At 66.5% G+C, this 24,368-nt stretch carries 21 protein-coding genes; 5 read left to right on the top strand and 16 right to left on the bottom strand.

All coding sequences use genetic code 11. The features are described 5' to 3' along the window. Nucleotides 1-32: 32 nt before the first annotated feature. The 6 genes from ACFOHJ_RS24050 to ACFOHJ_RS24025 all read right to left on the bottom strand — a co-directional run bounded on the left by ACFOHJ_RS24050 (nucleotide 33) and on the right by ACFOHJ_RS24025 (nucleotide 7,981). A complete protein-coding gene (locus ACFOHJ_RS24050; RefSeq protein WP_378225554.1) occupies nucleotides 33-1,544 on the bottom strand; it encodes a sugar ABC transporter ATP-binding protein in 1,512 nt (503 codons plus the stop codon). Continuing rightward, entirely contained in the window at nucleotides 1,545-2,603 is a 1,059-nt protein-coding gene (locus tag ACFOHJ_RS24045) for a hypothetical protein (RefSeq protein WP_378225552.1), read from the bottom strand. Next, the gene (locus ACFOHJ_RS24040; RefSeq protein ID WP_378225550.1) at nucleotides 2,600-4,723 is read right to left on the bottom strand and encodes an ABC transporter permease; all 2,124 of its coding nucleotides are present in this window, start codon (nucleotides 4,721-4,723) and stop codon (nucleotides 2,600-2,602) included. The genes ACFOHJ_RS24045 and ACFOHJ_RS24040 overlap by 4 nt, the downstream gene beginning before the upstream one ends. Before the next feature lie 78 nt (nucleotides 4,724-4,801). Beyond that, nucleotides 4,802-5,839, bottom strand: a complete 1,038-nt coding sequence (locus ACFOHJ_RS24035) for a sugar ABC transporter substrate-binding protein (RefSeq protein WP_378225548.1) — start codon at nucleotides 5,837-5,839, stop codon at nucleotides 4,802-4,804. Between the two features lie 44 nt (nucleotides 5,840-5,883). Continuing rightward, nucleotides 5,884-6,861: an ABC transporter permease gene (locus ACFOHJ_RS24030; protein WP_378225546.1), complete on the bottom strand. Its 978-nt coding sequence runs from the start codon at nucleotides 6,859-6,861 to the stop codon at nucleotides 5,884-5,886. Nucleotides 6,862-7,036: 175 nt separating this feature from the next. Continuing rightward, a complete protein-coding gene (locus ACFOHJ_RS24025) occupies nucleotides 7,037-7,981 on the bottom strand; it encodes a LysR family transcriptional regulator (protein ID WP_378225544.1) in 945 nt (314 codons plus the stop codon). 152 nt (nucleotides 7,982-8,133) lie between these two features. Between ACFOHJ_RS24025 and ACFOHJ_RS24020 the strand changes: the two genes are divergently transcribed. From ACFOHJ_RS24020 to ACFOHJ_RS24005, 4 genes are all read left to right on the top strand, one after another. Then, nucleotides 8,134-9,282 carry an amidohydrolase gene (locus tag ACFOHJ_RS24020; RefSeq protein ID WP_378225542.1) on the top strand — a complete coding sequence of 383 codons (1,149 nt, stop codon included), beginning with the start codon at nucleotides 8,134-8,136 and terminating at the stop codon, nucleotides 9,280-9,282. Nucleotides 9,283-9,484: 202 nt separating this feature from the next. Beyond that, nucleotides 9,485-10,297 carry a transporter substrate-binding domain-containing protein gene (locus ACFOHJ_RS24015; protein WP_378225540.1) on the top strand — a complete coding sequence of 271 codons (813 nt, stop codon included), beginning with the start codon at nucleotides 9,485-9,487 and terminating at the stop codon, nucleotides 10,295-10,297. Nucleotides 10,298-10,405: 108 nt separating this feature from the next. Next, the gene (locus ACFOHJ_RS24010; RefSeq protein WP_378225538.1) at nucleotides 10,406-11,074 is read left to right on the top strand and encodes an amino acid ABC transporter permease; all 669 of its coding nucleotides are present in this window, start codon (nucleotides 10,406-10,408) and stop codon (nucleotides 11,072-11,074) included. Then, nucleotides 11,061-11,783, top strand: coding sequence for an amino acid ABC transporter ATP-binding protein (locus ACFOHJ_RS24005; protein ID WP_378225537.1), 723 nt, complete (start codon nucleotides 11,061-11,063; stop codon nucleotides 11,781-11,783). Before ACFOHJ_RS24010 ends, ACFOHJ_RS24005 begins: the two co-directional genes overlap by 14 nt. Nucleotides 11,784-11,820: 37 nt before the next feature. On the opposite strand, the gene ACFOHJ_RS24000 is transcribed toward ACFOHJ_RS24005, so the two are convergent. Both ACFOHJ_RS24000 and rocF read right to left on the bottom strand, forming a co-directional pair. Continuing rightward, a complete protein-coding gene (locus ACFOHJ_RS24000; RefSeq protein WP_378225535.1) occupies nucleotides 11,821-12,867 on the bottom strand; it encodes an ornithine cyclodeaminase in 1,047 nt (348 codons plus the stop codon). A 2-nt stretch (nucleotides 12,868-12,869) separates the two neighbouring features. Beyond that, nucleotides 12,870-13,790, bottom strand: a complete 921-nt coding sequence (gene rocF, locus ACFOHJ_RS23995) for an arginase (RefSeq protein WP_378225534.1) — start codon at nucleotides 13,788-13,790, stop codon at nucleotides 12,870-12,872. Nucleotides 13,791-13,913: 123 nt separating this feature from the next. Between rocF and ACFOHJ_RS23990 the strand changes: the two genes are divergently transcribed. Then, on the top strand, nucleotides 13,914-14,351 hold the full coding sequence (locus ACFOHJ_RS23990; protein ID WP_378225638.1) for an Lrp/AsnC family transcriptional regulator: 438 nt from the start codon (nucleotides 13,914-13,916) through the stop codon (nucleotides 14,349-14,351). 12 nt (nucleotides 14,352-14,363) lie between these two features. Here the strand turns inward: ACFOHJ_RS23990 and ACFOHJ_RS23985 are convergent, their stop codons facing one another. From ACFOHJ_RS23985 to ACFOHJ_RS23950, 8 genes are all read right to left on the bottom strand, one after another. Beyond that, nucleotides 14,364-16,145 carry a DEAD/DEAH box helicase gene (locus tag ACFOHJ_RS23985; protein WP_378225532.1) on the bottom strand — a complete coding sequence of 594 codons (1,782 nt, stop codon included), beginning with the start codon at nucleotides 16,143-16,145 and terminating at the stop codon, nucleotides 14,364-14,366. 72 nt (nucleotides 16,146-16,217) lie between these two features. Further along, the gene (locus ACFOHJ_RS23980) at nucleotides 16,218-17,276 is read right to left on the bottom strand and encodes a class II aldolase/adducin family protein (protein ID WP_378225636.1); all 1,059 of its coding nucleotides are present in this window, start codon (nucleotides 17,274-17,276) and stop codon (nucleotides 16,218-16,220) included. Beyond that, complete coding sequence (locus ACFOHJ_RS23975; RefSeq protein ID WP_378225530.1) at nucleotides 17,276-18,811, bottom strand: glycerol-3-phosphate dehydrogenase; 1,536 nt, start codon at nucleotides 18,809-18,811, stop codon at nucleotides 17,276-17,278. Before ACFOHJ_RS23975 ends, ACFOHJ_RS23980 begins: the two co-directional genes overlap by 1 nt. A gap of 26 nt (nucleotides 18,812-18,837) precedes the next feature. Next, entirely contained in the window at nucleotides 18,838-19,497 is a 660-nt protein-coding gene (locus tag ACFOHJ_RS23970; protein ID WP_378225529.1) for a class II aldolase/adducin family protein, read from the bottom strand. A gap of 23 nt (nucleotides 19,498-19,520) precedes the next feature. After that, nucleotides 19,521-20,564, bottom strand: a complete 1,044-nt coding sequence (locus tag ACFOHJ_RS23965) for a 2-hydroxyacid dehydrogenase (protein WP_378225527.1) — start codon at nucleotides 20,562-20,564, stop codon at nucleotides 19,521-19,523. Then, nucleotides 20,561-22,120, bottom strand: a complete 1,560-nt coding sequence (locus ACFOHJ_RS23960) for an FGGY-family carbohydrate kinase (RefSeq protein WP_378225525.1) — start codon at nucleotides 22,118-22,120, stop codon at nucleotides 20,561-20,563. The genes ACFOHJ_RS23965 and ACFOHJ_RS23960 overlap by 4 nt, the downstream gene beginning before the upstream one ends. A gap of 1 nt (nucleotide 22,121) precedes the next feature. Continuing rightward, entirely contained in the window at nucleotides 22,122-23,246 is a 1,125-nt protein-coding gene (locus ACFOHJ_RS23955; protein ID WP_378225523.1) for an ABC transporter ATP-binding protein, read from the bottom strand. Beyond that, complete coding sequence (locus ACFOHJ_RS23950; RefSeq protein ID WP_378225521.1) at nucleotides 23,243-24,364, bottom strand: ABC transporter ATP-binding protein; 1,122 nt, start codon at nucleotides 24,362-24,364, stop codon at nucleotides 23,243-23,245. Before ACFOHJ_RS23950 ends, ACFOHJ_RS23955 begins: the two co-directional genes overlap by 4 nt. Nucleotides 24,365-24,368: the final 4 nt, after the last annotated feature.

The raw sequence follows: 24,368 nt of genomic DNA, 5'->3' as shown, positions 1-24,368 counted from the left end.
CTTTCGTTTCAGGTCTCGGGACGCGCCGGGGGTCAGTGCACCGCGGCGTACATGATCTTTTCTTCGGTCGCCTCGGCGGGCGAGAATTCCTCCACGATGCGGCCCTGCCGGCACACGAGGATTCGGTCGGAGAGGTTCATGATCTCCGGCAGATAGGAGGAAATGACGACGACAGCGAGGCCGTCGTCGGCAAGCTGGCGGATCAGCTGGTGGATTTCGGCGATGGCGCCGACATCGACGCCGCGCGTCGGCTCGTCGAAGATGACGAGGCGCGGCTGCTGCACCAGTCCCTTGCCGATCACCACCTTCTGCTGGTTGCCGCCCGACAGCTCTACCACGCGCGCATTGTCGTTGATGGCGCGCACGCCGAGATGTTTCGTCCATTCGGCCGACAGCGCCTGCATCTCCTTCATGCTGACGATGCGCGACTTTTCACGCCCGCTGGCGAGAAGGCCGCCGAACAGGTTCTCGGCAATGCCCATGGTTTCGAAGAAGCCTTCGCTCTTGCGGTCCTCGGTGATGTAGACGATGCCGTCCTTCACCGCCTCGCGCGGCACCAGGTAGCGGACCGGCTCGCCGTCGAGTTCGATGGTGCCGCCGCGCAGGAAGTCGCGCTTGTAGATGCCGGAGACGATCTTGAACGTCTCGGTGCGGCCGGAGCCGATCAGCCCGAACACGCCGGTGATCTGGCCGTCGAAGATCGAGAACGAATTGTTCCGCACGATCTTGCTCATCGACACGTCCTGCACCGACAGGATCTTCTTGCCCGGCTTGCGCAGTGCCGTCTCGTCGCGCTTCTGGTAAAGCTCGCCCGAAAGCGTACGCCCCACCATCGCGGCGATGATCGAGGCGCGGTCGAAATCGGCCGCCGGGCCGCTCGCCACCAGTTCGCCGTCGCGCAGCACGGTGATGCGGTCGGAAATCAGCAGCGCCTCCTCCAGCGCGTGGCTGATGAAGACGATGGAAACGCCGTCCGCCTTCAGCCGCCGCACCAGCGCGAAGAAATGCCGCTTCTCCTCGGGCGTCAGCGTCGCGGTCGGCTCGTCGAAGATGATGACTTCCGCGTTGTGGTGGACGGCGCGCGCGATCTCCACCATCTGCCGCTTGGCCGCTCCCAGCGTCTCGACCATGGCGGCCGGATCGACGGGAAAATTCAGCGACTGCAGGAACTGCTGGGCCGAAATATAGATGCCGCGCAACCGGTTGAGGAATTTTTCCGAACCGAGATAGAGGTTCTGCGCCACCGTCATCGACGGCACCAGGCTGGTCTCCTGGAACACCATGGCGATGCCGGCGTTAAGCGCCTCGTTGGGCGAGGCGAAGCGCACCTCGTTGCCATGGTGGACGATGCGGCCCGAGGTCGGCTCGACCGCGCCCGCCATCATTTTCGTAAGCGTTGACTTACCGGCGCCGTTCTCGCCCAGAAGCGCGTGGACTTCGCCGCGCCTCAGGTCGAAGTCGACATTGCGCACCGCAGGCGCGCCACGATAGGCCTTGGTGACGCCTTCGAGCCGGATGATGACATCGGAAACGGAGGGTTCCATTCAGCGCGCCTCCCTTGCGAGATCGGCGAGGTCGATGTCGAGAACGCAATCGCCGCCGCGCGAAGCAACCCACAGCCTGCCCGCTTCCTCGACAACGCTGCATACGCCGTGGCGCGTGCCATTGGCGCGGCTGTGCAGGCTGAACAGCGGCCGCATCTTTTCGTCCAGCCGCACCGCCAGGCCATAGGACCGGCTCGGCGACCACGGCTTGTGCACGCCCATCGTCCTGATGCCGCCGCACTGGAGCGGCTCCAGAAAGCTGCGCCCGGACGAGAACGCCGGCGCGATCCAGTAGGACGGCGGCACCGTCGCCAGCATGTCGAGCCGGTAGTGCTCCTCCTGCAGGACGAATTCGATCAGCCGGTTGCGCGGCGCAAACAGGCAGAGCCATGCGCCACCGCCAGGGGCCGGCGACAGGCGCGCCGGATAGCCGGGCAGCTTGGCGAGCAGCTCGGCCGGCGCGCCCGTGCCGATGCGAAGCAGCCGGTGGCGCCAGCTTTCCGAAACGACGACGCCGCCATCGACCGGCAGCAGCCCATAGGGAAAGGCCAGTCCGTCGGCGACGCGCTCGAAGGCCGTGGCGCCCGCCGGCCGTTTCCACACCGACCCGGACGAGCCGTGCAGCATGAGGTCCTGCGACCATTGCGAACGGGCGTGAGCGGCCGAGCCGTTGGCCAGCCACAGCGCTCCGTCGGGGCCATAGGCCAGCGCCGTGACGCAGCCGATCCCGGCATGGGGCTTTTCTTCCCTGTCGCCGACATGGAGCGCGCCGGTTTCGGTCGCGACCGCCAGTTCCCCCGACGGCGAGACGTCGACGGCCGCCACCGGTGCGCCGAAACTTCTGAACGGGACTGGCTCCTTGCCGGCCTCGATCCGGTAGAGCGCATTGCCGCTGCTGGCGACGAGACCGTCCGGCAGGCGCGCGAGGTTGTCGGCCTCGGCAAGGGTTGCGGCGGCATCGGCGTCGTCGAGCCGCGTGTTGGGCCGGAACGCGCCGTCGAACGGCGGGATGGTGACGGCCTTGCCGCGGAACAGGTCGAGGACGGGATCGAGGATCATTTCGCGCCTCCCCAATAGGAGGCCGGGCTGGTCCAGTTCTCGTCGGCGCCGGCGATGCGGAAGCGGCCTATGCGGTTGTTGAGGATGCCGCCCACAAACAGGTAGCCTCTGTGCTCGCGCATCGAGGTGACCATCGGATGCGCCTCGCCGGAAAGGTCGCCCAGCGTGTCGAGAATGCGCCCACTCTCGTCGAACTTGACGACGCCGCCGGTGTTGATGTTGGGAAACAGCCAGTCGTCCTGCGGCAGGCGGCGCGTCATGCGCTTGCGCATGCCGGGGTGGCGCAGCGACAGGTCGAAGCTCGGCGTGCGCATGCCGAGCCAGGCCATCCAGTAGCCGCCGTCCGAGGCGCGGTTGATGTTGTCCGGGTAGCCGGGCATGTCCTTGATGACGCATTCGGCGGTGCCCGCCTTCGGCCCTTCCAGCCAGTAGCGGTGGACGCGGCAGGCCCAGCTTTCAGCGAAGAACAGCGACTTGCCGTCATGCGCCATGCATACGCCGTTGGTGTAGCGGTAGCCGTCGAGCAGCGTTTTCGTCGAGCCGTCCTTCGGATCGTAGACCAGAAGGCGGCCGGTCGGCCGGTTCTCGATGGAATCCAGCGCCCAGTCATGCGCGTCGTAGCGCTTGGTCGAGTCGGTGAAGTAGATGCGGCCGTCCGGCGCGATGTCGCAGTCGTTGGGGTCGCGCAGGCGGGCGTCGTCCACCACCGAGGTCAGCGAGCGCGCCGTCTCGGCCGAGAGTTTCGTCACCTTGCGCTCCGGCGAAATCGAATAGAGCCCCATGGCGCCGACGCAGGAGATGAGGTTGCCGTCACGGTCGAAGGCGAGACCCAGCGGGAAGCCGCCGACATGGGCGAACACTTCGGAGCGCTTGTAGTCGGGGGCGAAGAAACGCACGATCTCGCCGTGGCGCGTGCCGCAGTACAGATGGTCGTCGCGGTCGAGGATGACGTCTTCCGGCCCCTCCAGTTCGCCGAGCCCGATATGCCGGGCCGCCGACAGCCGGTTGTCGAGTTGGTAGGGCGTGCCGGAGTCCGGCTCGGCCGATTGCGCCTCGCCCATCTTCAGGTAGACCGGCGCGACATAGACCTCGTTCAGCACCTTGTGGCGGTTCTTCAGCCAGCGGATGTCGATGGTGACGGCGGCGGCCAGCATCAGGCCGAGCACCATTTGCGTGGTGCCGGTGCCGTAGCCGAGGCGGATCAGGCCGTTGGTCATCACCAGAACGATGATGGCGCCCATGATGCCCTTGACGATCGACCCGCGCCCGCCGCCGAGGCTGACGCCGCCGACGACCGCCGCCGTCAGCGCCATGATCTCGAGGTTCTGGCCGGTGCCCGGCCCGGCCCCGGAAAGCCGGCAGGCGACGAGAAAGCCGCCGAGGGCGGAGCACAGGCCGGAAAACACATAGGTAAAGAAGACGGTGCTGCCGACGCGGATGCCGGCATTATGCGCCGAGCGGCGCGAGCCGCCGACCGCCAGCACATGCCAGCCCGGCCGCGAGCGGGTCAGCGCGATATGGGTCACGACGGCGAAGACGATGGCGAGCCAGACTGAGACCGCCAGCCCGAAGAAGGTGCCGTCGCCGATATAGTCGAGGATCGGCGATTCCGCGTCCGACAGTTGCACTTGCGCGGCATAGGCGGTGACCAGGATGTCGAACAGCGCGCGACCGAAGATCAGCGTCACCAGCGTGGTGAGGAAGGCCCTGAGCTTCAGGTAGCCGACCAGATAGCCGTTGACGGCGCCGAAAACGAGGCCGGTGGCGATGGAAGCGGCCAGCGCCAGCCAGATCGACTGCTCCATGATGAAGAAGACGAAGACGGCCGAGAAGCAGGCGAGGCCGAAGATCGCGCCCACCGAAAGGTCGATGCCGCCGCCCAGCATCACCACCGTCACGCCGGTGACGACCAGGGAGAACTCGCCGAGCTGGCGGCTCGAGGCCTGCAGCGCCGACGGCTTGAAGAAGCCGGAAATGGACGTGCCGAAGATCGCCAGCGTCACCACCAGCGCCAGGAAGGGGATGGCGTTGTCGGTCCAGCGCTTGGTCAGGATCTCGCCGATCAGGTGGCTGGGGATGCGGTTGTAGCGCCAGGCCTGCCAGCGTTCGCGAAAAGACATCGGGTGCTGCTTTTAACGGTTCCGGAATGGAAGGTGGCCGGCAAGCCGGCCACCCGATGTGTAGCATTCGGCCGACGCTTACTTCGCGGCGGCGGCTTCCGCCTGCAACGCCTTGAGATCCCAGCAGGAGTCCGGCTTCAGGTCGGCCTTGGTGGTCGCCTGCAGCAGCGTGTAGATGTAAGTGTGCGAGGTGCCGGCCGGCTGGCCGCTCTGCAGCAGGAACTTGATGATGGCGTTGATGTCGGCCGTCTCGCGGGCGAGGTCGGTCATCACCACGGCGCCATAGGTGCCGTCTTCCAGCTTGTCGCAGTCGGCTGCCTTCTCGCCGCCGCCCGTGGTCACCAGGAACACCTTGCCGTCGAGCTTGGCGTCGCGGATCGCGGCCGAAGCGCCGGTGGCGTCACCGTCCCAGAAGTCGATGATGGCGCAGATGTCGGGATGCTGCTGCAGCATCGTCGTGGTGACGTTGCGCGAGGTGGTGGCGTCCCAGTTGGAGTCCGGCTTGGCGACGATCTGGAAGTCGGGGTTCTTCTCCATCACCTTCATGATGCCGGCATACTGGTAGAGGCTCGACGAGTTGGCCTGATCGCCCTGCACCAGCCCGATCTTCTTCGAGGAATTCGCGCCGCAGCCCTTGATGGCGGCTTCGGCTTCGAGCTGGCCGAGGCGGTCCCAGTCGGAGCCGACGAAGGCGTCGGCCGGGAAGTTCGCCGGGTTGTCGACCAGGATGATGTAGGTGCCGGCCTTCTGCGCCTTCTTCATCAGCTTGGAATAGGAGTTGAGGTCCGGCGAATGGATGATGAGGACGTCGGGCCGGGTGTCGGAGGAGATGGCGTCGGTGATCGCCTGTGCGCCGGCGTCGAGATTCCAGTTCGGGTCACGCGTCTCGAAGGTGCCGCCCCAGGCTTCCACCTCCTTCTTGAGGTAGTGCGACCAGCCCTGCGCCAGGTCGAAGCCCATGGCCAGCGGCACCAGCATGACGCGCTTGCCGTTCATGGCCTTGGCGTAAGCGGCCGGACCCGGGTCCTCCGCGACGCCTTCGGCGAAGCTGTTCGCGGTAAAGGCGCAGATGCCGAGCGCGGCCGCCGCCGTCATGAATGTCTTCAGGATTTTCATTGTCATTTCCCCTGTGTTTGATGCCTGTGCCCGTTTGAGATTTCTCAGATGTCGCCCTGCTGCGCGGTCTGCTCGTCGCGGGGGTTGAGAATGCCGTCGATGATGATGGCGCCGAGCAGGATCGCCGCCTTGATCAGGTTCTGGTAGAGCGTCGGGATATCGACGATGGTCATGGCGTTGAGCAGGATGCCGATCAGGGCAGCGCCCACCAGCACGTTGCGCACGCCGCCGCGCCCGCCCGACAGGCCGATGCCGCCGATGACGGCAACCAGCACGATGTCGTAGAGCAGGTTGGAATTGACGATGCGCGTGTTGATCGAATGCAGGCTGGCGGCCGTCAGCAGGCCAGCGATGAAGGAAATCAGCGCCGCCAGCACATAGCGCAGCACCTGCATGGGGCGCACCGGTATGCCGATGTTGCGCGCCGCCATCGGGTTGTCGCCCTCGTAATAGACGAAGCGCCCCCATTTCGTGAAGCGCAGGAACAGGAAGGTCAGCACCGCGAGCCCGGCAAAGATGAAGACCTCGACCGGAATGTCGAAATAGCGCACCCCGCCGAACATCTCGATCCAGTGGCCCTGCGGAACGGCGACGGCATCCTGCGTGATGAGCTGCGAGCGCACATAGCCGAAGACGAAGGAGCCGCTGGCCAGCGTGACGAAGATCGCCGGCACGTCGGCATAGGCGACAAGCACGCCGTTGAGCACGCCGATGCCGATGACGGCGGCCAGCACCAGCAGGAAGGCCAGCCCGTCGCTCATGCCGCCGTTGAGCAGTTGCAGGTACCAGGCGACCGACATCGCCATGATGGCGACCATCGACAGGTCGATGCCGCGGCCGATGATGACGATGGCCATGCCGAAGGCGAGGATGCCGAGCACCGAGACCGAGCGCACGATGGCGATCAGGTTGTCGGGCGCGAGAAAGCCCGGCAGGCCGATGGCGGCCACCGCGAATAGCAGGACGGCCAGGACGAGGACGATCCGTTCCTGATTGAGGCTGCTCCAGCCGATACCGCGCATAAGTTCTGTTGTCCTGTCGTGCCCTGGATCGCGGCGGCGGATGAACGACTGACCGTGCAGCCCCGATGCGCGTCATCTTCGCCGGTTACGGCGGAAAGGCGAAGGTAGCCGTCACAAAACCAATCGGTCCAATGAATAATAATTCTTCATACCGATGCGCATTTGGAATGGGTTGTCAGGCAACCCGGCGGCGCGCGGGGACGATCTGCGGCGGCATGCGCTCCCTTTCATTCTCCGCCTGGATGGAGGCGCGCAGCGCCTCCACGAAGCGCTGGCCGTAGACGGGAAGCGGCGCGGTGTTGCTCCACATGGCGCAGATGTCAAACTCGATCCGCTGGCCGCGCAGCGTCACGGGCTTGCGCACCAGCCCGTCCGGGAAGGAACGGGCCGAGGACGGCACGATGGCGACGCCGTTGCCGGCGGCGGCCATGGAAAACAGCGTATGCGGCGAATAGCTTTCGAGCTTGATCAGCGGCAGCGCGCCGGCCAGCTTGCAGGCCGCGTCGAAGACCTCGCGCGAGGCGTGGCGCCTGTTCAGCGTCAGGATGGGGTAACGCAGCAGTTCGGCGATTTCGACCGGCTCGCCGGAATTTGAAAGGAACTCCCCGGTGGCCAGCGCCACGAACCCCAGCTTGTCCAGAAGCAGGGTCTCGAACAGGTCGATGGGCGTCGACGGGCGGGCGCTGACGGTCAGGTGCACCGTACCGGCGCGCAGCTTGTCGGCGAGTTCGGGCCCGCCACCGTCCTCGATGCGGATGTCGATGCCGGGATGCCGCTCGCTCCAGGATTTGAGGAAACCGGGAAGGTAGCGCTCGATAAGCTGCGAGCAGGCGCCGATCTTCAGGACACCGGTTTCGCCGCGCCCGAGGTCTTCCGCGCTCATGCGCAGGCTGCGATCCGCCTGCAGCACGTCGTTGACCTTGGCGAACAGGGCCTGGCCGGCAGCCGTCAGCCGGACGTTGCGCCCAGCCTTTTCGAACAGCTCGACCCCGAGATAGGCTTCGAGCGTCCGGATCTGCCGCGACAGGGCGGACTGCGTGATGTTCAGCCGCCGCGCCGCCAGCGTGAAGTTCATCAGCTCGGCCGCGGTCACGAACCCGGTGAAATTGCGGATATCCATCGTTCTACTCTCTCCAGCCTCCTGCGGCCGGCATCCAGGCTTCCAGCCGAAAGCCTAGCCTGTTTCGCAGGGCGAGGGAATTGCCGCTTCGATCATGTGCCATGCCGGCCGGCCATGCTATGGAAGGCAGCGTCAAGCGGAGGCGAGCAGCGTTGACCCTTACCAATCGCGACCTGGTGGAACTGACGGCATGGCGGCGCAAGCTGCATCGGCAGCCTGAGCTTTCCAACGAGGAGGCGAAGACGGCCGGCGAAGTCGTTGATTTCCTTTCCGGCACGAACCCGGACCGGGTGCTGGCCAGGCTCGGCGGGCATGGCGTGGCGATGGTCTACGACAGCGAGGTGGCCGGCCCGACGGTGTTGTTCCGCTCGGAACTCGACGCGCTACCCATCCAGGAACTCACGGAGGTCGCGCATGCCTCTCTGGTGCCCGGCAAATCGCATATGTGCGGCCATGACGGGCACACGGCGATCCTGGCGGCGCTGGGCCGCCAGTTGGGGCGGCAGAGGCCGGCGCGCGGCCGCGTCGTGCTGATGTTCCAGCCGGCGGAAGAAACCGGCAATGGCGCGGCCGGCGTCGTCGCCGATCCCCGCTTCAAGGAGATCGCGCCCGATTTCGCCTTTTCGCTGCATAACCTGCCCGGCGTCCCGTTCGGCGAGGTCCGGCTCAGAGCCGGCGTGGTCAATTGCGCCTCGCGCGGCATCCGCATCATGCTGGAGGGCAAGACGGCTCATTCCTCGATGCCGGAAACCGGCGTCTCGCCGATGCCGGCCGTCAGCCGGATCATGCCGGCGCTGCCGGCGCTCGGCCGCGGAACCTTCGCCGACGACGCGTTCGCCATGGTGACCGTTACCCATGCCGCGATGGGCGAGGCCGTGTTCGGCATCGCGCCGGGCTACGCCGAGGTCTGGGCGACGCTGCGCACCCGCCGCGACGAACACATGGCGGAACTGTGCGCCGCCGTCGAAGCGCTGGCCGCCGACATCGGCAGCCGGCATGGCCTTTCCGTCCGCCACGACTATCACGAGATCTTCGTCGCCAGCGTCAACGCGCCGGAAGCGGTCGGGCACCTGCGGCAAGCTCTCGACGACGAAGGAATCGCGCACGGCGAAGACGGCCTGCCGATGCGGGCTTCGGAGGATTTCGGCATTTTCGGCCATGGCGCGCCGTCGGCGATGTTCTTTCTCGGCGCCGGGGAAGGACACCCCGCCCTGCATAATCCGGACTATGACTTTCCCGACGACCTGATCCCGATCGGCTCGAGGATCTTCATGCGCACCTTGCGAAACCTCCTCGGCTGACACGCATCTTCCACGCATAGTTCGACGGCCCTGCCCTGCGCGTCCGGGATCCTTGCCGATTTCGTGAGGCCTTTCGCGTGAACTTGACGCTGGAACCGGCCGCTCCAGATATTTCCGCACGGGCCAGGGGTGGGTTGAACGACACGCCACGCTGCTTCCTATCGTGATCCAACCGATGAATGCCCGCCGAAAGGAGTTAATCGTGAAGAACAAATCGCTTATCGCGCTGGGCGCATCCCTTGCCTGCGGGCTCATGCTTTCCTTCGCAGCACCGCTCCCGGCGATGGCGGCGGGCGGCACCAATCTCGTCGTCGGCGCCGACACCACCTTCCCGCCCTTCGAGTCCGAGACGAACGGTGAGGTCACCGGCTTCGATATCGACATGATCCAGGCGATCGCCAAGGCTGAGGACATGACCGTCAGCCTGAAAACGCTGCCGTTCAACGGCATCATCCCCAGCCTGCAGGCCGGTTCGATCGACGCGGCGGTGGCCGGCATCACGATCAAGACCAGCCGGCTGCAGAACGTCGACTTCAGCGATGCCTACTACAAGTCCGGCCTTTCGATCCTGGTCAAGGAGGACTCCGACATCAAGGGCTTCGACGACCTGAAAGGCCATGTGGTCGCGACCAAGAAGGCCACCTCCTCGGTCGATTACCTCACCGAGCACCAGTTCTCGGCCGATTATATCAAGCAGTTCCAGAACATCGACGCCGCCTACCAGGCGCTGATGACCGGCGGTGCCGACGCCGTCATCTTCGACAATCCGGTCAATATCGACTTCAAGACCAAGCACAAGGGCGTGAAGACGGTCGGGCCGCTGCTGACGGGCGAGTATTACGGCGTCGCCATCAGCAAGAAGAAGCCCGAGCTGGCCGCCAAGATCAACGACGGCCTCGCCAAGATCAAGGAGAACGGCGAGTACAAGAAGCTGTTCGAGAAATATTTCGGCGGCGATCTGAGCGGCGCCGTCGAGGGCGTGGTCAAGCCGACGGACGTCGCCGTCAAGGACTGAGCGCGTGGCCGGCTGCTGATCGGCCCTGGAAAGGCGTGCTGCCTGAAAGCGGTCTGGCGCGCCTTCCCGTCCATCGATGCGAGAGAAGGATAATCGGGGGCAGGCTTCATGGACGTCATCTGGCAAAACCTACCCGTCATCCTGGTCGGGCTTCGCCTGACCATCCAGTATTCGATCGTCGCCATCGTGCTGATGGTGATCATCGGCCTGATCGCGGCGCTGATGCGGCTTTCGCGGTTCGCGCCACTGCGCTGGATCGCCACCGCCTATGTCGAGATCTTCCGCTCGACGCCGCTCCTGGTGCAGCTCTTCTTCATCGTGCTGGGCCTGCCGGCCATCCTGCCGGTCAACCAATGGTTCGGTCAGTTGCTCTACCCGATCCTCGCGGCCGCGCTGACACTCAGCCTCAACGAGGGCGCCTACGTCACCGAGATCATCCGCGCCGGCATCCTGGGCGTCGACCGGGGGCAGAAGGAAGCCGCGCAGAGCATCGGCATGAACGGCCTGCAGACGATGCGCTACATCGTCCTGCCGCAGGCGTTCAAGCGCATGATCCCGCCGCTGGTCAACCAGGCGGCCCAGACGATCAAGGATACCTCGCTGCTCGCCCCCGTCGGCATCGCCGAACTTGTCTACAAGGGCGAGATCGTGATCGCCGAAACCTTCGCGTCTTTCGCGATCTGGGGGCTGATCGCGGTGCTTTATTTCATCCTCATCTTCTCGCTGTCGAAGTTCTCGGCCTATCTGGAGAGGAGACTTCAGGTTGATAAACGTTAAAGACCTGCACAAATCCTTCGGCGCCACCGAAATCCTCAAGGGGATCACCACCCGTGTGGACGAACAGGAGGTCGTCGTCGTCATCGGCCCTTCGGGCAGCGGCAAGAGCACCTTCCTGCGTTGCCTGAACGGGCTGGAGACGGCGACCAGCGGTGAGATCGAGATCGCCGGGATGACACTGACCGACCCGAGGACCAACATCCACCAGCTGCGCCAGCATGTCGGCATGGTGTTCCAGCAGTTCAACCTGTTCAAGCACCTGACCATCCTGGAAAACATCACCATCGGCCCGCGCAAGGTGAAGAAAATCCCGGCCGGGCAGGCCGACGACGTGGCGCGCACGCTCCTCGCCAAGGTCGGCCTCGTCGGCAAGGAAGCGAGCTATCCGGACGAGCTTTCCGGCGGCCAGCAGCAGCGCGTGGCCATCGCCCGCGCGCTCGCCATGGAGCCGGCCGTCATGCTCTTCGACGAGCCGACCTCCGCGCTCGACCCGGAGATGGTCGGCGAGGTGCTTCAGGTCATGAAGGCGCTCGCGGTCGAGGGAATGACGATGGTGGTCGTCACCCACGAGATGGGGTTTGCCCGCGAGGTGGGTCACCGGGTGATCTTCATGGACGATGGCCTCATCCTGGAGGAAGGCCCGCCGAAGGAGCTTTTCTCGAACCCGCAGCACAACCGGACGAAAAGCTTCCTCGCGAAGATTTTGTAATGCAGCCCGTGCTCGACGAGGGCCGACGTGAGCTCCTTCAGGACTTCGCCGCCCTGAGCAGCATGCCGAACAGGTCGCGCGGCTCGTCGGGATCGGCGAGCAGGTCGAGTTCCTCGTAGAGACCGGTCGAGGCCAGCTTGTCGCGAACGTAGCGCAGGGCCGAAAAATCCTCGGTGGCGAAGCCGACGGAATCGAACAGCGTGATCTGCTTGGGCCCTCGCCGGCCCTCGGCCTTGCCGGTCATCACCTGCCACAGCTCCGTCACCGGATGGTCCGGCGCGAGCTGCTGGATCTCGCCCTCGATGCGCGTCTGCGGCGGATACTCCACGAAGATGTCGGAGCGTAGCAGGATATCCCGGTGCAGTTCGGTCTTGCCGGGACAGTCGCCGCCCACCGCGTTGATGTGCACGCCCGCCCCAACCATGTTGTCGGTGAGGATGGTGGCGTACTGCTTGTCCGCCGTCACCGTGGTGATGATCTCGGCGCCCTCCACAGCCTGCTCGGCGGACGCGCAGATGGTCGTTTCCAGCCCGAGGCCGGCGAGGTTGCGCACGACCTTTTCCGAGGCGGAGCGGTCGATGTCGTAGAGCCGGATGCGCTCGATCCCGAGCAGCGCCTTGAAGGCGGTCGCCTGGAACTCCGACTGCGCGCCGTTGCCGATCAGCGCCATGGTGCGCGCGCCCCTCGGCGCCAGGTATTTTGCCGCCACCACGGAGGTCGCCGCCGTGCGCAGCGCGGTCAGGATGGTCATTTCGGTCAGCAGCATCGGATAGCCGGAACCGACATCGGCCAGCATGCCGAAGGCGGTCACCGTCTGCAGCCCCTGCCTCATGTTCTTGGGGTGGCCGTTGACATATTTGAAGCCGTAGAGCGTGCCGTCCGAGGTCGGCATCAGTTCGATGACGCCGTCATGGCTGTGCGAGGCGACGCGCGGCGTCTTGTCGAAGGCTTCCCAGCGCCGGAAATCCTCCTCGACGTAGCCGGCGAGCTCGGTCAGGAATCGCTCGATCCCCACCGCCAGTACCAGTTTCATCATCGAATCGACGCTGACGAAAGGAACGATGTTCAGCTTCGGTGCGGCCATGGTCAGAAACTCCTTGTCGGGCGATCCATGATGCGGCGACCCATCAGGCTCGCCGCCAGGTCAACCAGCAGAATGGCGGTTCGCCCGCGCTCGTCGAGAAAGGGGTTGAGCTCGACGATGTCGAGGCTGGTGACCAGCCCGCTGTCGCTCAGCATCTCCATCGCCAGATGCGCCTCGCGGAAGGTGGCGCCGCCGGGAACGGTGGTGCCGACGGCGGGCGCGATGGAAGGGTCGAGGAAATCGACGTCGAGGCTGACATGCAGCATGCCGTTGGCCTTCGCCACCCGGTCGAGGAAGGCCCTGAGCAGCGTGCCTATGCCGTGCTCGTCGATGGCGCGCATGTCGTGCACGGTGACGCCGGCCTCGCTGAGCGCCCTGCGCTCGGCCGGATCGACGCTGCGCAGACCGAGCGTGCAGACATGCTTGGGATCGACCGTCGCAGCCAATTCCGGGAAATAGCCCTCGAAGCCTGGCAGGCCGGTGGCATAGGCCAGCGGCACGCCATGCAGATTGCCGCTTTCCGTCGTGTCCAGCGTGTGGAAATCGGGATGCGCGTCCAGCCACAGCACGAACAGCGGCCGCTTCAGCTCGGCCGCGCGCTGGACAACGCCGGAGAGCGTACCCGCCGCCATGGAATGGTCGCCGCCGAGAAAGATCGGCATCGCCTCGTCGCTGGCCCTGAAGGCCGCCTCGGAGATCGCCGCCGTCCAGGCCGAGATTTCCGGCAGCGCCTTCACCGCCGCATTCCCATGCGCCTGCGGCCGTGCCGGCCCAGGCACGACGACGCCGAGATCCTCGACGTCGTGCCCCAGTTGCCGCAGCGTCGATACGATGCCGGCGGCCCGCAGGCTGCTCGGCCCCATGTCACAGCCGGGATAGGAGTTTCCCTCCTGCACCGGCGCCCCGATTATCCTGCATCGCATCGTTTCGATCCCCGTCATGCCGGGGATAATCGACCACGGAGCGATGCCGATTTGAACGCATGATTTTGTCTATTCGAACGGCAATTCTTGCAAAATGATAAGCAATCCTGCCATTATGGCAGGATGGACGCCCTGGACCAGAAACTGATCGCGCTGCTTCGCCACAATGCCCGCCGCAGCGTTTCCGACCTTGCGGTCGACCTCGGCGTCTCCCGAGCCACGGTCAAGGCGCGCATGGAGCGGCTGGAGAAATCGGGCGACATCGTCGGCTACACGGTGATCCTGCGCGCCGATGCGGTGGACCAGCGGATACGCGGCGTCATGATGATCGAGATCGAGGGCCACGCCGCCGACCGGGTGGTGCGCGCGCTGGGCGGCTTCTCCGAGGTTTCAACCATCCACACCACCAACGGGCGCTGGGACCTCGTGGTCGAACTCGGCACGGCGGGCCTCACCGAGTTTGACGCGGTGCTGCGCCGCATCCGCCTCATTCCCGGCATCACCGGCAGCGAGACGAGCCTGCTCCTGGCAACGCCGCGCAGCACCAAGGCCTGGATATAAGGCTCGCGCCCTTTATTTCGGGCGCTTCCTTTCCTTGGGCTTGCGGGCGTGATCGCCGGCCGAGCTTTTCCCCCGATGTGCCGGCTTCTTTCCCGGCTTCGCACCCTTGTCGAATTTCGGCTTTGAGCGCCGCGGCGCTCCCCACGCCTCTCCCGCCGGGGCGATGACGATCCCTCGTTCGACGCTGCCCGGCCGGCCGATCTGCTCCGCGAAACCGGCCGCCTTGTCGGCGGCGATCTCGAAGCGCGTTTCCCTGTCGTCGATCCGGATCGAGCCGACGTCGCGCTTCGAGACGCCGCCGGCCTTGCAGATCATCGGCAGCAGCCATTTCGGGTCGGCACGCTGCGCTCGGCCGAGCGACAGCGTGAACCAGACGCCGCCCTCCATGTCCGGCTTACGCGATTCGCGCGCAGCCATCGGGCCATGATCGTTCTCGGCCCACTTGTCGCGCCTGGGCTTCCGCGCCTGCATCTCGGCCACCGGCAACGGCAGCAGGTCCTCCGGCACCGGACGGGCGGCCAGTTGCTGGCGCAGGAAGGCGGCGGCGATGCGCCGCGGCGTTGCCTGCGCCAGCAGTTCGGCCACGAACGTCGCTTCCGCCTCGTCCGGCTCGGCGGTCGAGAGAACGGCATCGAGGATTTGCCCGTGATTGCGTTTCTCGATCTCCGCAATGCCGGGCGCGGCGCGCACGGTCGCCGCCAGTTTGGCCAGCGCCAGCACGCGCTGCGCGGCACCTCGCCTGTTTTCGGGAACGATGAGAACGCAGACGCCCTTGCGCCCCGCGCGGCCCGTTCGGCCGGAACGGTGGAGCAGCGTCGCGGGATTGGACGGCACATCCGCATGGATCACGAGGTCGAGGTGCGGCAGGTCGATGCCGCGCGCCGCGACGTCGGTCGCCACGCAGACATGCGCGCGGCCGTCGCGCATGGATTGCAGCGCGTTCGAGCGTTCCGACTGCGCCATCTCGCCCGACAGCGAAACGACCGAGAATCCACGATTGGCGAGCCGCGCCGTCAGATGCCGCACCGCCTCGCGCGTATGGCAGAACACCAGGGCGCTCGTGCTGTCGGTGTCGAGCAACGCATTGATGACGGCATGTTCGCGCTCGTCGCGCCGCACCAGCATCATCTGGTACTCGATGTCGGCATGCTGCTCTGTGGAAGCGGATACGGCGATGCGCACCGCGTCCTTCTGAAAATCCTTGGCGAGTTCGGCGATGCCGCGCGGCACCGTAGCCGAAAACAGCAGCGTCCGGCGCTGGCGGGGAGCCGCGCCGAGGATGAATTCGAGGTCCTCGCGAAAGCCGAGGTCCAGCATTTCGTCGGCCTCGTCGAGCACCACGGCGCGGATCGCCCCGAGGTCGAGCGCGCCCTTGGTGATGTGGTCGCGCAGGCGCCCCGGCGTGCCGACGACGAGATGGGCGCCGCGTTCCAGCGCCCGGCGCTCCTTGCGCATGTCCATGCCGCCGACACAGGTCGTGGTCTCGATCTTCGCCGCCGCGTAGAGCCAGTCGAGTTCGCGCTGCACCTGGATCGCGAGTTCGCGCGTCGGCGCGATGACCAGCCCGAGCGGCCGCCCGGCCGTCTCGAACTGGTCGGCATCGCCGAGCAGCGTCGAGGCGATCGCGATTCCGAAGGCGACGGTCTTGCCCGACCCGGTCTGCGCCGACACCAGAAGGTCGGCATCGCCGTGATGCCCGCTCGCCATCTCCATCTGGACCGGAGTCAACTGGGCGTATCCCCTCGCCTCGAGGGATGAGGCAAGGGCGGGGTGGATGGCAGGGGTCATGATCACGGTCTCTGTTTCGAGGCCGCATACCACGGCACCCGCCCGGATAGCCAGCGAGCGCCTCGCTTTACCTGGCGCTTACTGCCGCTTTCCGTTCAGGGAGGCGTTCAGCGCCTGCCGGTATTTTTCGGCGTCCCAGCCGAGCAGTTCGGCATTCTCCGGATCGGTGAAGTAGCGTAGCCGTGCCGTTTCCGGGAGGCGGGCGGTCACGTCGGACAGGCAGCGCGCCATGGCCAGTGCGCCTTCGCTTATCGTCGTGGAAACGAGCACGCCCTTGCCGGGGAAAAGGATGGTGGGCGGCAGCGGCAGGCCGGCCGCGCCGAAGCGCCGCTCGACGTCGAGCGCGCTTTCGCCCGGCTGCGCGATCACCGAACCCTCGCCGAGAAAGATGACATGGTCGGGATAGAGGCTGCCGCCGCCGGCATGGCGGCAGGAGACGGCGTCGGTGGCAACGCCATGGACCGCCGGATCGGAGGGCAGACGATAGGCGCTGCCGACGGCGAGCCGTTCCAGCGACCCGAGGTCCGGCGCAACGAAAGCCCGCGCGGCCAGGGCCAGGCGGCGGCGCACTTTGGCCAGCAGGGCCTCGGCGTCGGCCACTGCCTCGCCCGCAACCGTCAGCCCGTGATTGCCGAGAACGAGGATGCGGGTGCCCGCATCGATGCGGCGCATGATCGCCTGCGTCAGGGGCAGGCCGGGGCGCGCATAGGGCACGAAGGCATAAGGCAGGCCGGCAAGGCGCTCGGCGACCAGCGCTTCGCCATCCACCTGCACGGCATGGGCGATGGTGTCGACGCAATGGACATGCACCACCACCTTCGGCGCAAGCAGCGCATGCATCGTGGTTTCGATGGACGGCCGCAGCCCGCTGGGATTCCTGTCGTCCATCACAAAGGCTTGCGGCTTCTCCGTCGACGGATCGCCGCGCCGCAGCGCGTCGAGCAGCGGCTCCAGCGCCACCGGCACCATCAGCTCGCGCGCCAGCGCAGCGCGCAGCCACAGGCCGGAGGCCTTGATCCACAACGTGCCCTCCTCCTTGATGGAAGTGTTGCCGCCCGCGCCCTGCACCAGCGCCGGATCGGCGCCGACGCGGGCCGACAGGGAAAGAAGGGCGTCATATTCGGGGCTGCGCGTCATCATGCCGTCTTTCGTGTCGTCGTTGCCGGGCCTTCGAGCCACTGGGCGAAGGCCGCCTTTTCGGCCTCGCTCATGTAGAGGCCGTGCTTGGTGCGCCGCTCCAGGATATCCTCGGCGGTAAGCGCCCATTCGGTGGCGACAAGGAATTCCGCCTCGCGGGCGTAAAGGCGCGGACCGAAGGCGGAGCCGAGGTCGTCCGTCGAGGCCGCGTCCCCCAAAAGCGCATGGGCGCGTGTGCCGTAGAGCCTCGCATAATGCTTCGCCAGCGCCGCCGGAAGCCAGCGATAGCGCGCATGCAGTTCCCCGAGGAACAGGTCGAAATCCGCCTCCGGCATGTCGCCGCCGGGAAGCGTCGCCTTGCCGGTCCAGCCCGGCCCCATCGCCGGGAAGAACGGCTTGAGCTTTTCCAGCGCATGTTCGGAAAGCTTGCGGAATGTCGTGATCTTGCCGCCGAACACTGAAAGCAGGGGAGCCTGCCCACCCTGCTCCCCGGTGTCGATCTCGAAGATATAGTCGCGCGTCACCGCGCTCGGATTGGCGGAATGGTCGTCATAGAGCGGCCGCACGCCGGAAAAGGCGTGCACGATGTCGCTGGCCGCCAGCTGCCGCTTGAAATAGCGGTTCACCGATTTCAGCAGATAGGCGATCTCGTCGCCGTCGATGGCGACATCCTCCGGCCGGCCGTCATAGGGAATGTCGGTGGTGCCGATGAGGGCGAGGTCGTTCTGGTAGGGATTGATGAAGATGACGCGCTTGTCCGGGTTCTGCACCAGATAGGCCTGCCTGCCCTCCCAGAACTTCGGCACGACGATATGGCTGCCCTTGACGAGGCGCACATGCCGGTTCGAGCGCAGGCCGGCGACGCGGTCGATCACGTCGTTGACCCAAGGCCCGGCCGTGTTGACCAGGCAGCGCGCCTGCACGGTGCGCGTGGTGCCGCTGACGGCGTCGGTGAGTTCGACGCTCCACAGCGCGCCCTCGCGGCGCACGGCGGAACAGGCGGTGCGCACGGCGACCTCCGCGCCTTTCGCCGCCGCGTCCAGCGCATTGAGGACCACGAGGCGGGCGTCATCCACCCAGCAGTCGGAATATTCGAAGGCCTTGCGGTATTGCCGGGCGATCGGCGCGCCTTCCAGCGTGGTGGCGAGGTCGAGCACGCGCGTGCCGGGAAGGCGCTGGCGGCCGCCGAGATGGTCGTAGAGAAACAGGCCGAGCCGGACCAGCCAGGCCGGCCGGTCCGCCGGGTTGTGCGGCAGCACGAACCGCATCGGCCAGATGATGTGCGGCGCGGCCTTCAGCAGCACCTCGCGCTCGATTAGCGCCTCGCGCACCAGCCGGAACTCATAGTGCTCGAGATAGCGCAGCCCGCCATGCACCAGCTTGCCCGAGCGCGAACTGGTGCCTTCGGCGAGATCGCCCTTCTCGCACAGCAGCACCGAAAGCCCCCGGCCGGCGGCATCGCGTGCGATGCCGGCGCCGTTCACACCGCCGCCGATGACGAGCAGGTCGTAGATGGGGGAGGACTGCGCCGTCACTTTGCTTCTCCGTCGCCAGACCTTGCTCAGGCCGCCTTCTCGTCGTCCTGCCGGCCGTAGCTGGCAAAGCCCTTGATGACGCCGGCGATTTCTTCCTGGTCAAGCAGCACCGGGCCGCCGATCAACAGCGAATTGAAGTATTGCCGGGAAATCGTCTCCAGCTCGACCGCCGCCGCCATGGCCTTTTCCAGGGTGGGGCCGGTGGCGATCATGCCGTGATTGGCGAGCAGGCAGGCGCTGCGCCCTTCCATGGCCGCCAGCACGTTGCGCGAAAGTTCCGGCGTGCCGTAGCGGGCGTAATCGGCGACGCGTACGTCGTCGCCGCCGAACATCGCGATCATGTAGTGGCAGGCGGGGATCGGCTTGCGGGCGATGGCGAGCGTAGTCGCATACATGGAGTGGGTATGCACCACCGCGCCGACATCCGGCCGCGACTTCATGATGTCGAGATGGAAGCGCCATTCCACGGACGGCTTCTTCGGTCCCTCATAGGCGCCGTCGCTATCGAGCGACAGCGACGCGATCATGTCGGGCGTCGTCTTGTCATAGGGAATGCCGGACGGCGTGATCAGCATGCGCCCGCCCTGGCGTACGCTGATGTTGCCCGACGTGCCCTGGTTGAGGCCGGAGGCGTTCATGGCGCAGCAGTGATCGATGATCGACTGGCGGATGGCGGTTTCACTCATTTCGTTTCCTCGAAAAACAGGGGTCAGCAGGGATTGACCGGCGGCAGACCGGCGATGTAGCGGCGCACTTCCTCGGCCGCCATTTCGGCGGCATAGGTCACGGTGCGCACCGAGGCGCCCGCGATATGCGGCGTCAGCGTCACGTTGGGCAGTTGCAGCAGCGGCCAGTCGGCCGGCACCGGCTCGATGCCGAAGGTCTCCAGCATCGCCCCGCCGAGCTGGCCTTCGGTCAGCGCCGCATAGAGCGCGTCGTAGTCGCACAGCGGCCCGCGCGCGGTGTTCACGAACAGCGCGCCCGGCTTCATCTTTGCGAAGGTCTCGGCGTTCATCATGTGGCGCGTCTCCTCGCTGACGCGCGGATGCAGCGTGACGATGTCGGCTCGCCCCAGAAGATCGTCCAGCGCGACAAGCTCGACGCCGTCGTTGCGATCCTCGGCCGAAAGCTGGACATAGGGATCGTGGACGAGGACCTTGGCGCCGAAGGCGCGCAGCAGCCGCACCACCCGCGTGCCGATATTGCCGTAGCCGACGACACCCACCGTCATTTCGCGCAGCTCGCGGCCGGTCCTGTCGGCACGGTAGAGATCGCCGCGCCATTCGCCCTTGCGCAGCGATTCATGGCCGGTGCGGATGAGGCGGGTTTCGGCCAGGATCGCGCCGATGGTGAACTCGGCCACCGCCCCGGCATTGCGGCCGGGCGTGTTGACGACGGTGACGCCGGCCTCGCGGGCCGCCGCCATGTCGATATTGACCGGGCCGCCGCGCGACACCGCCACCAGCCGCAGCGCCGGCAGGCGGGCGAACATGGCCCGCGACAGCGGCGCCAGCTGGGTGACGAAAATCTCGGCGTCGCCGATGAAGTCGACGATCTCGTCGGCGGAGCCGAGATATTCCTTCAGCCCGTCCATGCCCTCGACCGCATAGCCGTGCTCCATCGGCACGTCCGGCCAGGGCAGTTCCAGAAGGCGGATGTCGTGCCCGTCGCCGCACGCCGCCGCCAGCTTGTCGGCAAAGACCTGCGGCAGCATGAAACGGTCGCCGGCAATGGCAATCTTCTTCGTCGTCATGGCAGCTTGTCCTGTTGTCCTGTAATCGTTTCCCATAAGGGAGACAGCGCCTCGCGCGAGGCCTTGTAGGCGGGGAAAACGCTATCGAAATGCCGAGAGAGCGTTGCATCGGCCGGCTCCGAAGCGCGCAGGCACGGCGTCACCCATTCCTTCGCGCACTCGTCCATCGAACCATAGAGGCCGAGCGACACGGCAGCGATCATGGCGGCGCCCGCCGCTCCCGCCTCTTCGCGCTCCGTGGTCTGGATATCGGCGCCGAGAGCGCCGGCGAGGATGCGCCGCAGCGAAGTGCTGCGCGCCGCACCGCCGGTGAGCCGCACCTGGCGCGGCAGCGGCCCCATGGCGAGGTAGCAATCGCGCGCGGCGAGCGCGAGCCCGTCGAAGACCGCCCTCACCATGTCGGCGAAACCGTTCGACGTGCTGAGGCCGAGGAAGGAAGCGCGCGCCGTCGCGTCCACGAAGGGGCCGCGCTCGCCGGCCTCTGAAATATAGGGATGGAAGAGCGGCGGCCGCTCCTTCGCCTCCGCCAGCCAGCCCTCGACATGGCCGAGCAGGTCGGCTTTCGAGCGCTCCACGCCGACGCTTTTGAGCAACCCGCCGGCGACAGCCAGGATCCAGTCGACATTGAGCGTCGCCGCCATGTTCGACTGCATCTGCGAATAGATGCCGGGCACAGGCATGCACATCGTGTAGCCGGTGCGGTCCTCGGTAAGGCGCACGTCGTCGGCCCCGCGCGCCAGCCGCATGTGCATGCCCGTGGAGCCGATGACCGAGCAGCCCGTCTCCGTTTCCAGGTCGTAGAGCCCGGCGCCGAGCGCGGTGCAGGCCACGTCGACATAGCCGAGCACCACAGGCGTGCCGGCGGTGAGGCCGGTGAGCGCCGCGGCGCTGTCGCTAAGCGGGTGATACGTCGTCGCCCCGTCGACGATCTCGGGGAAAAGGCCCTTGTGCGGCGCAAGCCCGAGGAAATCGATGACCTCGTCGCTGTAGCGGCGCTCGCTGAAATCGCCGAAGGTGAAACAGGCCTCGGACGGATCGGTCGCGCGCTTGCCGGTCAGCTTGAAATAGAGCCAGTCCTTGCAGTGGAAACCGGTCACCGCGCCGTGCATCATTTCCGGCGCATGCTCCAGCATCCAGCGCAACTGCGGCCCCTGCTGGCAGGCGGCGAGGCCGGAGCCGGTATGGCGGAAGCGCTCGGCGTCGCCGGTCTCGCCTCGCAGCCTCGTCACGATGTCGCCGGCGCGGGCATCGAGCCACAGCCAGCCCTTGCCGACCGGCTCGCCGACCCGGTCGATGAGCCAGGTGCCGTCGCCCTGCGCGGTGACGGCGATGGCCGCCACGCGCGACGCGAGGTTGTCGATCTTGCCGGCAAGGTCGGACAGCGTGCGTGCCGTATCGGCCCAGGTGCGCGCCATATCCTGCACCGCGCCGGTGCGCCCGATCGTCTCGTAGCTGTTGGGTATCGCCGCAGCGGCAAGCTGGCGCCCCTTCAGGTCGAAGGCGACGGATTTGATGACGGAAGTGCCCGCGTCTATGCCGATGAGCAGATCCCGCATTTCAGGCAAGCTCCGGCCCATGGCTGAGCGCCTGGCCGCTCTCGGCGTCGAAGACATGGAGCGCGCCGGCGTCAAGCTTCAGGCCGATCTCCTCGCCGGGGGCGAGGCGCACCCGGTCGTGCTCGACCAGCACCATGGTGCCGCCGGCGAAATCCGTGGCGATCTGCGTCTGGTCCCCGAGCCACTGGTTGACCGCAACCTTCGCGGCGACGCCGCGCTCGGCGCGGCGCACGGCATAGGGGCGGATGCCCAGCATCACCTTGCCGCGCCCGCGCAACTCGCCGAGGACGGCAGGCGAGAACTCGCCGGCCGCATATCTGAGCTGCACGCCCTGATCGAGGCCGAAGACGACGCCGTCACCCTCAAAGTCCACCGTCGCGGCAAAGACGTTCATCGGCGGCTCGCCGACGAAAGCGCCGGTGAACAGGTTCGCCGGACGCTGCTTGATCGTCTGCGGCGTATCGAACTGCAGCAGCACGCCGCCCTCCATCACCGCGATGCGGTCGGCAAGGGCGTTGGCTTCCGTCTGGTCGTGCGTGACGAGGATCGCGGTCAGGCCGCGCTCCTTGATGTAGTGCTTGATGCGCCCGCGCAGCACCGCGCGCAGCCGCGGCTCCAACTGGCCCATCGGCTCGTCGAGCAAGTGCAGAGCCGCGTCGCGCACCAGCGCCCGGCCGAGCGAGGCGCGCTGCTGCTGGCCGCCGGAAATCGAACTGGGATAGCGGTCGAGGATGTCCTCGATCTCCAGCAGCCGCGCGATGTCGCCGACCTTTTCATCGACTTTCGCCTGCGGCAGCTTCGACGCCTTGAGCGCAAAGGCGATGTTTTCGCGCACCGTCAGCGGCGGATAGAGCGAATAGCCCTCGAAGGCCATGGCGACGTTGCGCTTGACCGGCGGCAGCATATGCACCTCGCGCCCGTCGATCGCGATGCGCCCGCGCGAGACCTCCTCGAAGCCGGCGATCATGCGCAGCGTCGAAGTCTTGCCGCAGCCGGACGAGCCGAGCAGCGCGATGATCTCGCCCTTTTCGATATTGATCGACAGGTTCTTGACGGCGTGGACGCCGCGGTCGACGGCGCCGTAGAACTTGTCGACGCCGGTGATCTGAAGTGCCGCGCCGCTCATGCCGCCTCTCCCCGTTCGCCGGCGTCTTCGCCCATGCGTGCGATGCGCCTGCCCGTCTCCTTGTCGAACAGGAGCGCGTTCGTTCCGTCGACGGCAATGTGGGCCGGGCCGGATGCCGGCGCCGGCGTGCCGGCCGGCCGCGACACCAGCACCTCGCGGCCGTCGGTGGTCAGCACCAGCGACACCGTCTTTTCGTTGAGCGGCGTCTCGGCCTCGATGGTGACGGGGATCGCCCCCGCCGTTCCGGCCGCGACGAAGGCAAGCGATTCCGGCCGCAGCCCGATAAGGCAATCGCGGCCGACGGCCTCGGCAGCCGGTATGCCCGGAAGCGGGATTCGCACACCGGAAAGCTCGACCGCCACGCCGCCGGCCGCCGCTGTCGGCGCGACGTCCAGGAGGTTGATGGTTGGGTCGCCGAACAGCCTGGCGATTTCGATGAAGGCGGGCGCGTCGTAGATTTCTTCCGGCGTGCCGACCTGGCGGATGCGGCCGGCCGCCATCACCGCGATGCGGTCGCCAAGCGCCATGGCTTCCTTGTAGTCCTGCGTCACGTAGACGACCGTCGCCCCTTGCGCTGCAAGCAGGCGCGGCAGTTCGAGCCGCATCTCGAAGCGCAGCTTGGCGTCGACATTGCGCAGCGGATCGTCCAGCAGCAGAAGCGGAGGCGAGCCGACCAGCGCGCGGGCGAGCGCCGTGCGCTGCTTCTGGCCGTTGGACAGCGCCTTGGGTCGATGCGTCAGCACATGGTCGATGCGCAGGAGCTTCGCCACGCGGGCCACCCCTTCCTTGATCTTGTCGGCCGAGGAGCGGGAGGCTTCGAGCGGCGTGGCGATGTTCTGGAAGGCGTCCATGTGCGGGAACAGCGCGAAGTTCTGGAAGGCCATGCCGATGCCGCGATGTTCGGGTTCGACATCGCTCATGTCCTCGCCGTCAATCAGGACGTTGCCCTTGTCGGGCTCGATGACGCCGGCGACGAGGCGCAGCAGCACCGACTTGCCGGCACCGGAGGGGCCGAACAGCACCAGCGTCTCGCCGCTCGCCACTTCGAGCGAAAGGTCGTCGAGGACCGTATGGCTCTTGAAGCGCTTGACGATGTTTTGCAGTTGCAGCGTGGTCATGGCG

Origin of the sequence: Aquamicrobium soli (assembly GCF_042646345.1) — a bacterium.
In the GTDB taxonomy this organism is placed as follows: domain Bacteria; phylum Pseudomonadota; class Alphaproteobacteria; order Rhizobiales; family Rhizobiaceae; genus Mesorhizobium; species Mesorhizobium soli_A.
Note: the sequence above shows the minus strand (reverse complement) of the source record. Positions and strands in the feature narration are given on the sequence as shown.

Excerpts from the sequence above, each read along its gene's own strand:
- ACFOHJ_RS24045 (WP_378225552.1), bottom strand. The coding sequence starts at position 2,603 with ATGATCCTCGATCCCGTCCTCGACCTGTTCCGCGGCAAGGCCGTCACC.
- ACFOHJ_RS24010 (WP_378225538.1), top strand. The coding sequence starts at position 10,406 with ATGGACGTCATCTGGCAAAACCTACCCGTCATCCTGGTCGGGCTTCGC.
- ACFOHJ_RS23955 (WP_378225523.1), bottom strand. The coding sequence starts at position 23,246 with ATGAGCGGCGCGGCACTTCAGATCACCGGCGTCGACAAGTTCTACGGC.
- ACFOHJ_RS24050 (WP_378225554.1), bottom strand. The coding sequence starts at position 1,544 with ATGGAACCCTCCGTTTCCGATGTCATCATCCGGCTCGAAGGCGTCACC.
- ACFOHJ_RS23970 (WP_378225529.1), bottom strand. The coding sequence starts at position 19,497 with ATGAGTGAAACCGCCATCCGCCAGTCGATCATCGATCACTGCTGCGCC.
- ACFOHJ_RS24035 (WP_378225548.1), bottom strand. The coding sequence starts at position 5,839 with ATGAAAATCCTGAAGACATTCATGACGGCGGCGGCCGCGCTCGGCATC.
- ACFOHJ_RS23950 (WP_378225521.1), bottom strand. The coding sequence starts at position 24,364 with ATGACCACGCTGCAACTGCAAAACATCGTCAAGCGCTTCAAGAGCCAT.
- ACFOHJ_RS24030 (WP_378225546.1), bottom strand. The coding sequence starts at position 6,861 with ATGCGCGGTATCGGCTGGAGCAGCCTCAATCAGGAACGGATCGTCCTC.
- ACFOHJ_RS23980 (WP_378225636.1), bottom strand. The coding sequence starts at position 17,276 with ATGACGCGCAGCCCCGAATATGACGCCCTTCTTTCCCTGTCGGCCCGC.
- ACFOHJ_RS23990 (WP_378225638.1), top strand. The coding sequence starts at position 13,914 with ATGGACGCCCTGGACCAGAAACTGATCGCGCTGCTTCGCCACAATGCC.
- ACFOHJ_RS24000 (WP_378225535.1), bottom strand. The coding sequence starts at position 12,867 with ATGGCCGCACCGAAGCTGAACATCGTTCCTTTCGTCAGCGTCGATTCG.
- ACFOHJ_RS23965 (WP_378225527.1), bottom strand. The coding sequence starts at position 20,564 with ATGACGACGAAGAAGATTGCCATTGCCGGCGACCGTTTCATGCTGCCG.
- ACFOHJ_RS24040 (WP_378225550.1), bottom strand. The coding sequence starts at position 4,723 with ATGTCTTTTCGCGAACGCTGGCAGGCCTGGCGCTACAACCGCATCCCC.
- ACFOHJ_RS23960 (WP_378225525.1), bottom strand. The coding sequence starts at position 22,120 with ATGCGGGATCTGCTCATCGGCATAGACGCGGGCACTTCCGTCATCAAA.
- ACFOHJ_RS24025 (WP_378225544.1), bottom strand. The coding sequence starts at position 7,981 with ATGGATATCCGCAATTTCACCGGGTTCGTGACCGCGGCCGAGCTGATG.
- rocF (WP_378225534.1), bottom strand. The coding sequence starts at position 13,790 with ATGCGATGCAGGATAATCGGGGCGCCGGTGCAGGAGGGAAACTCCTAT.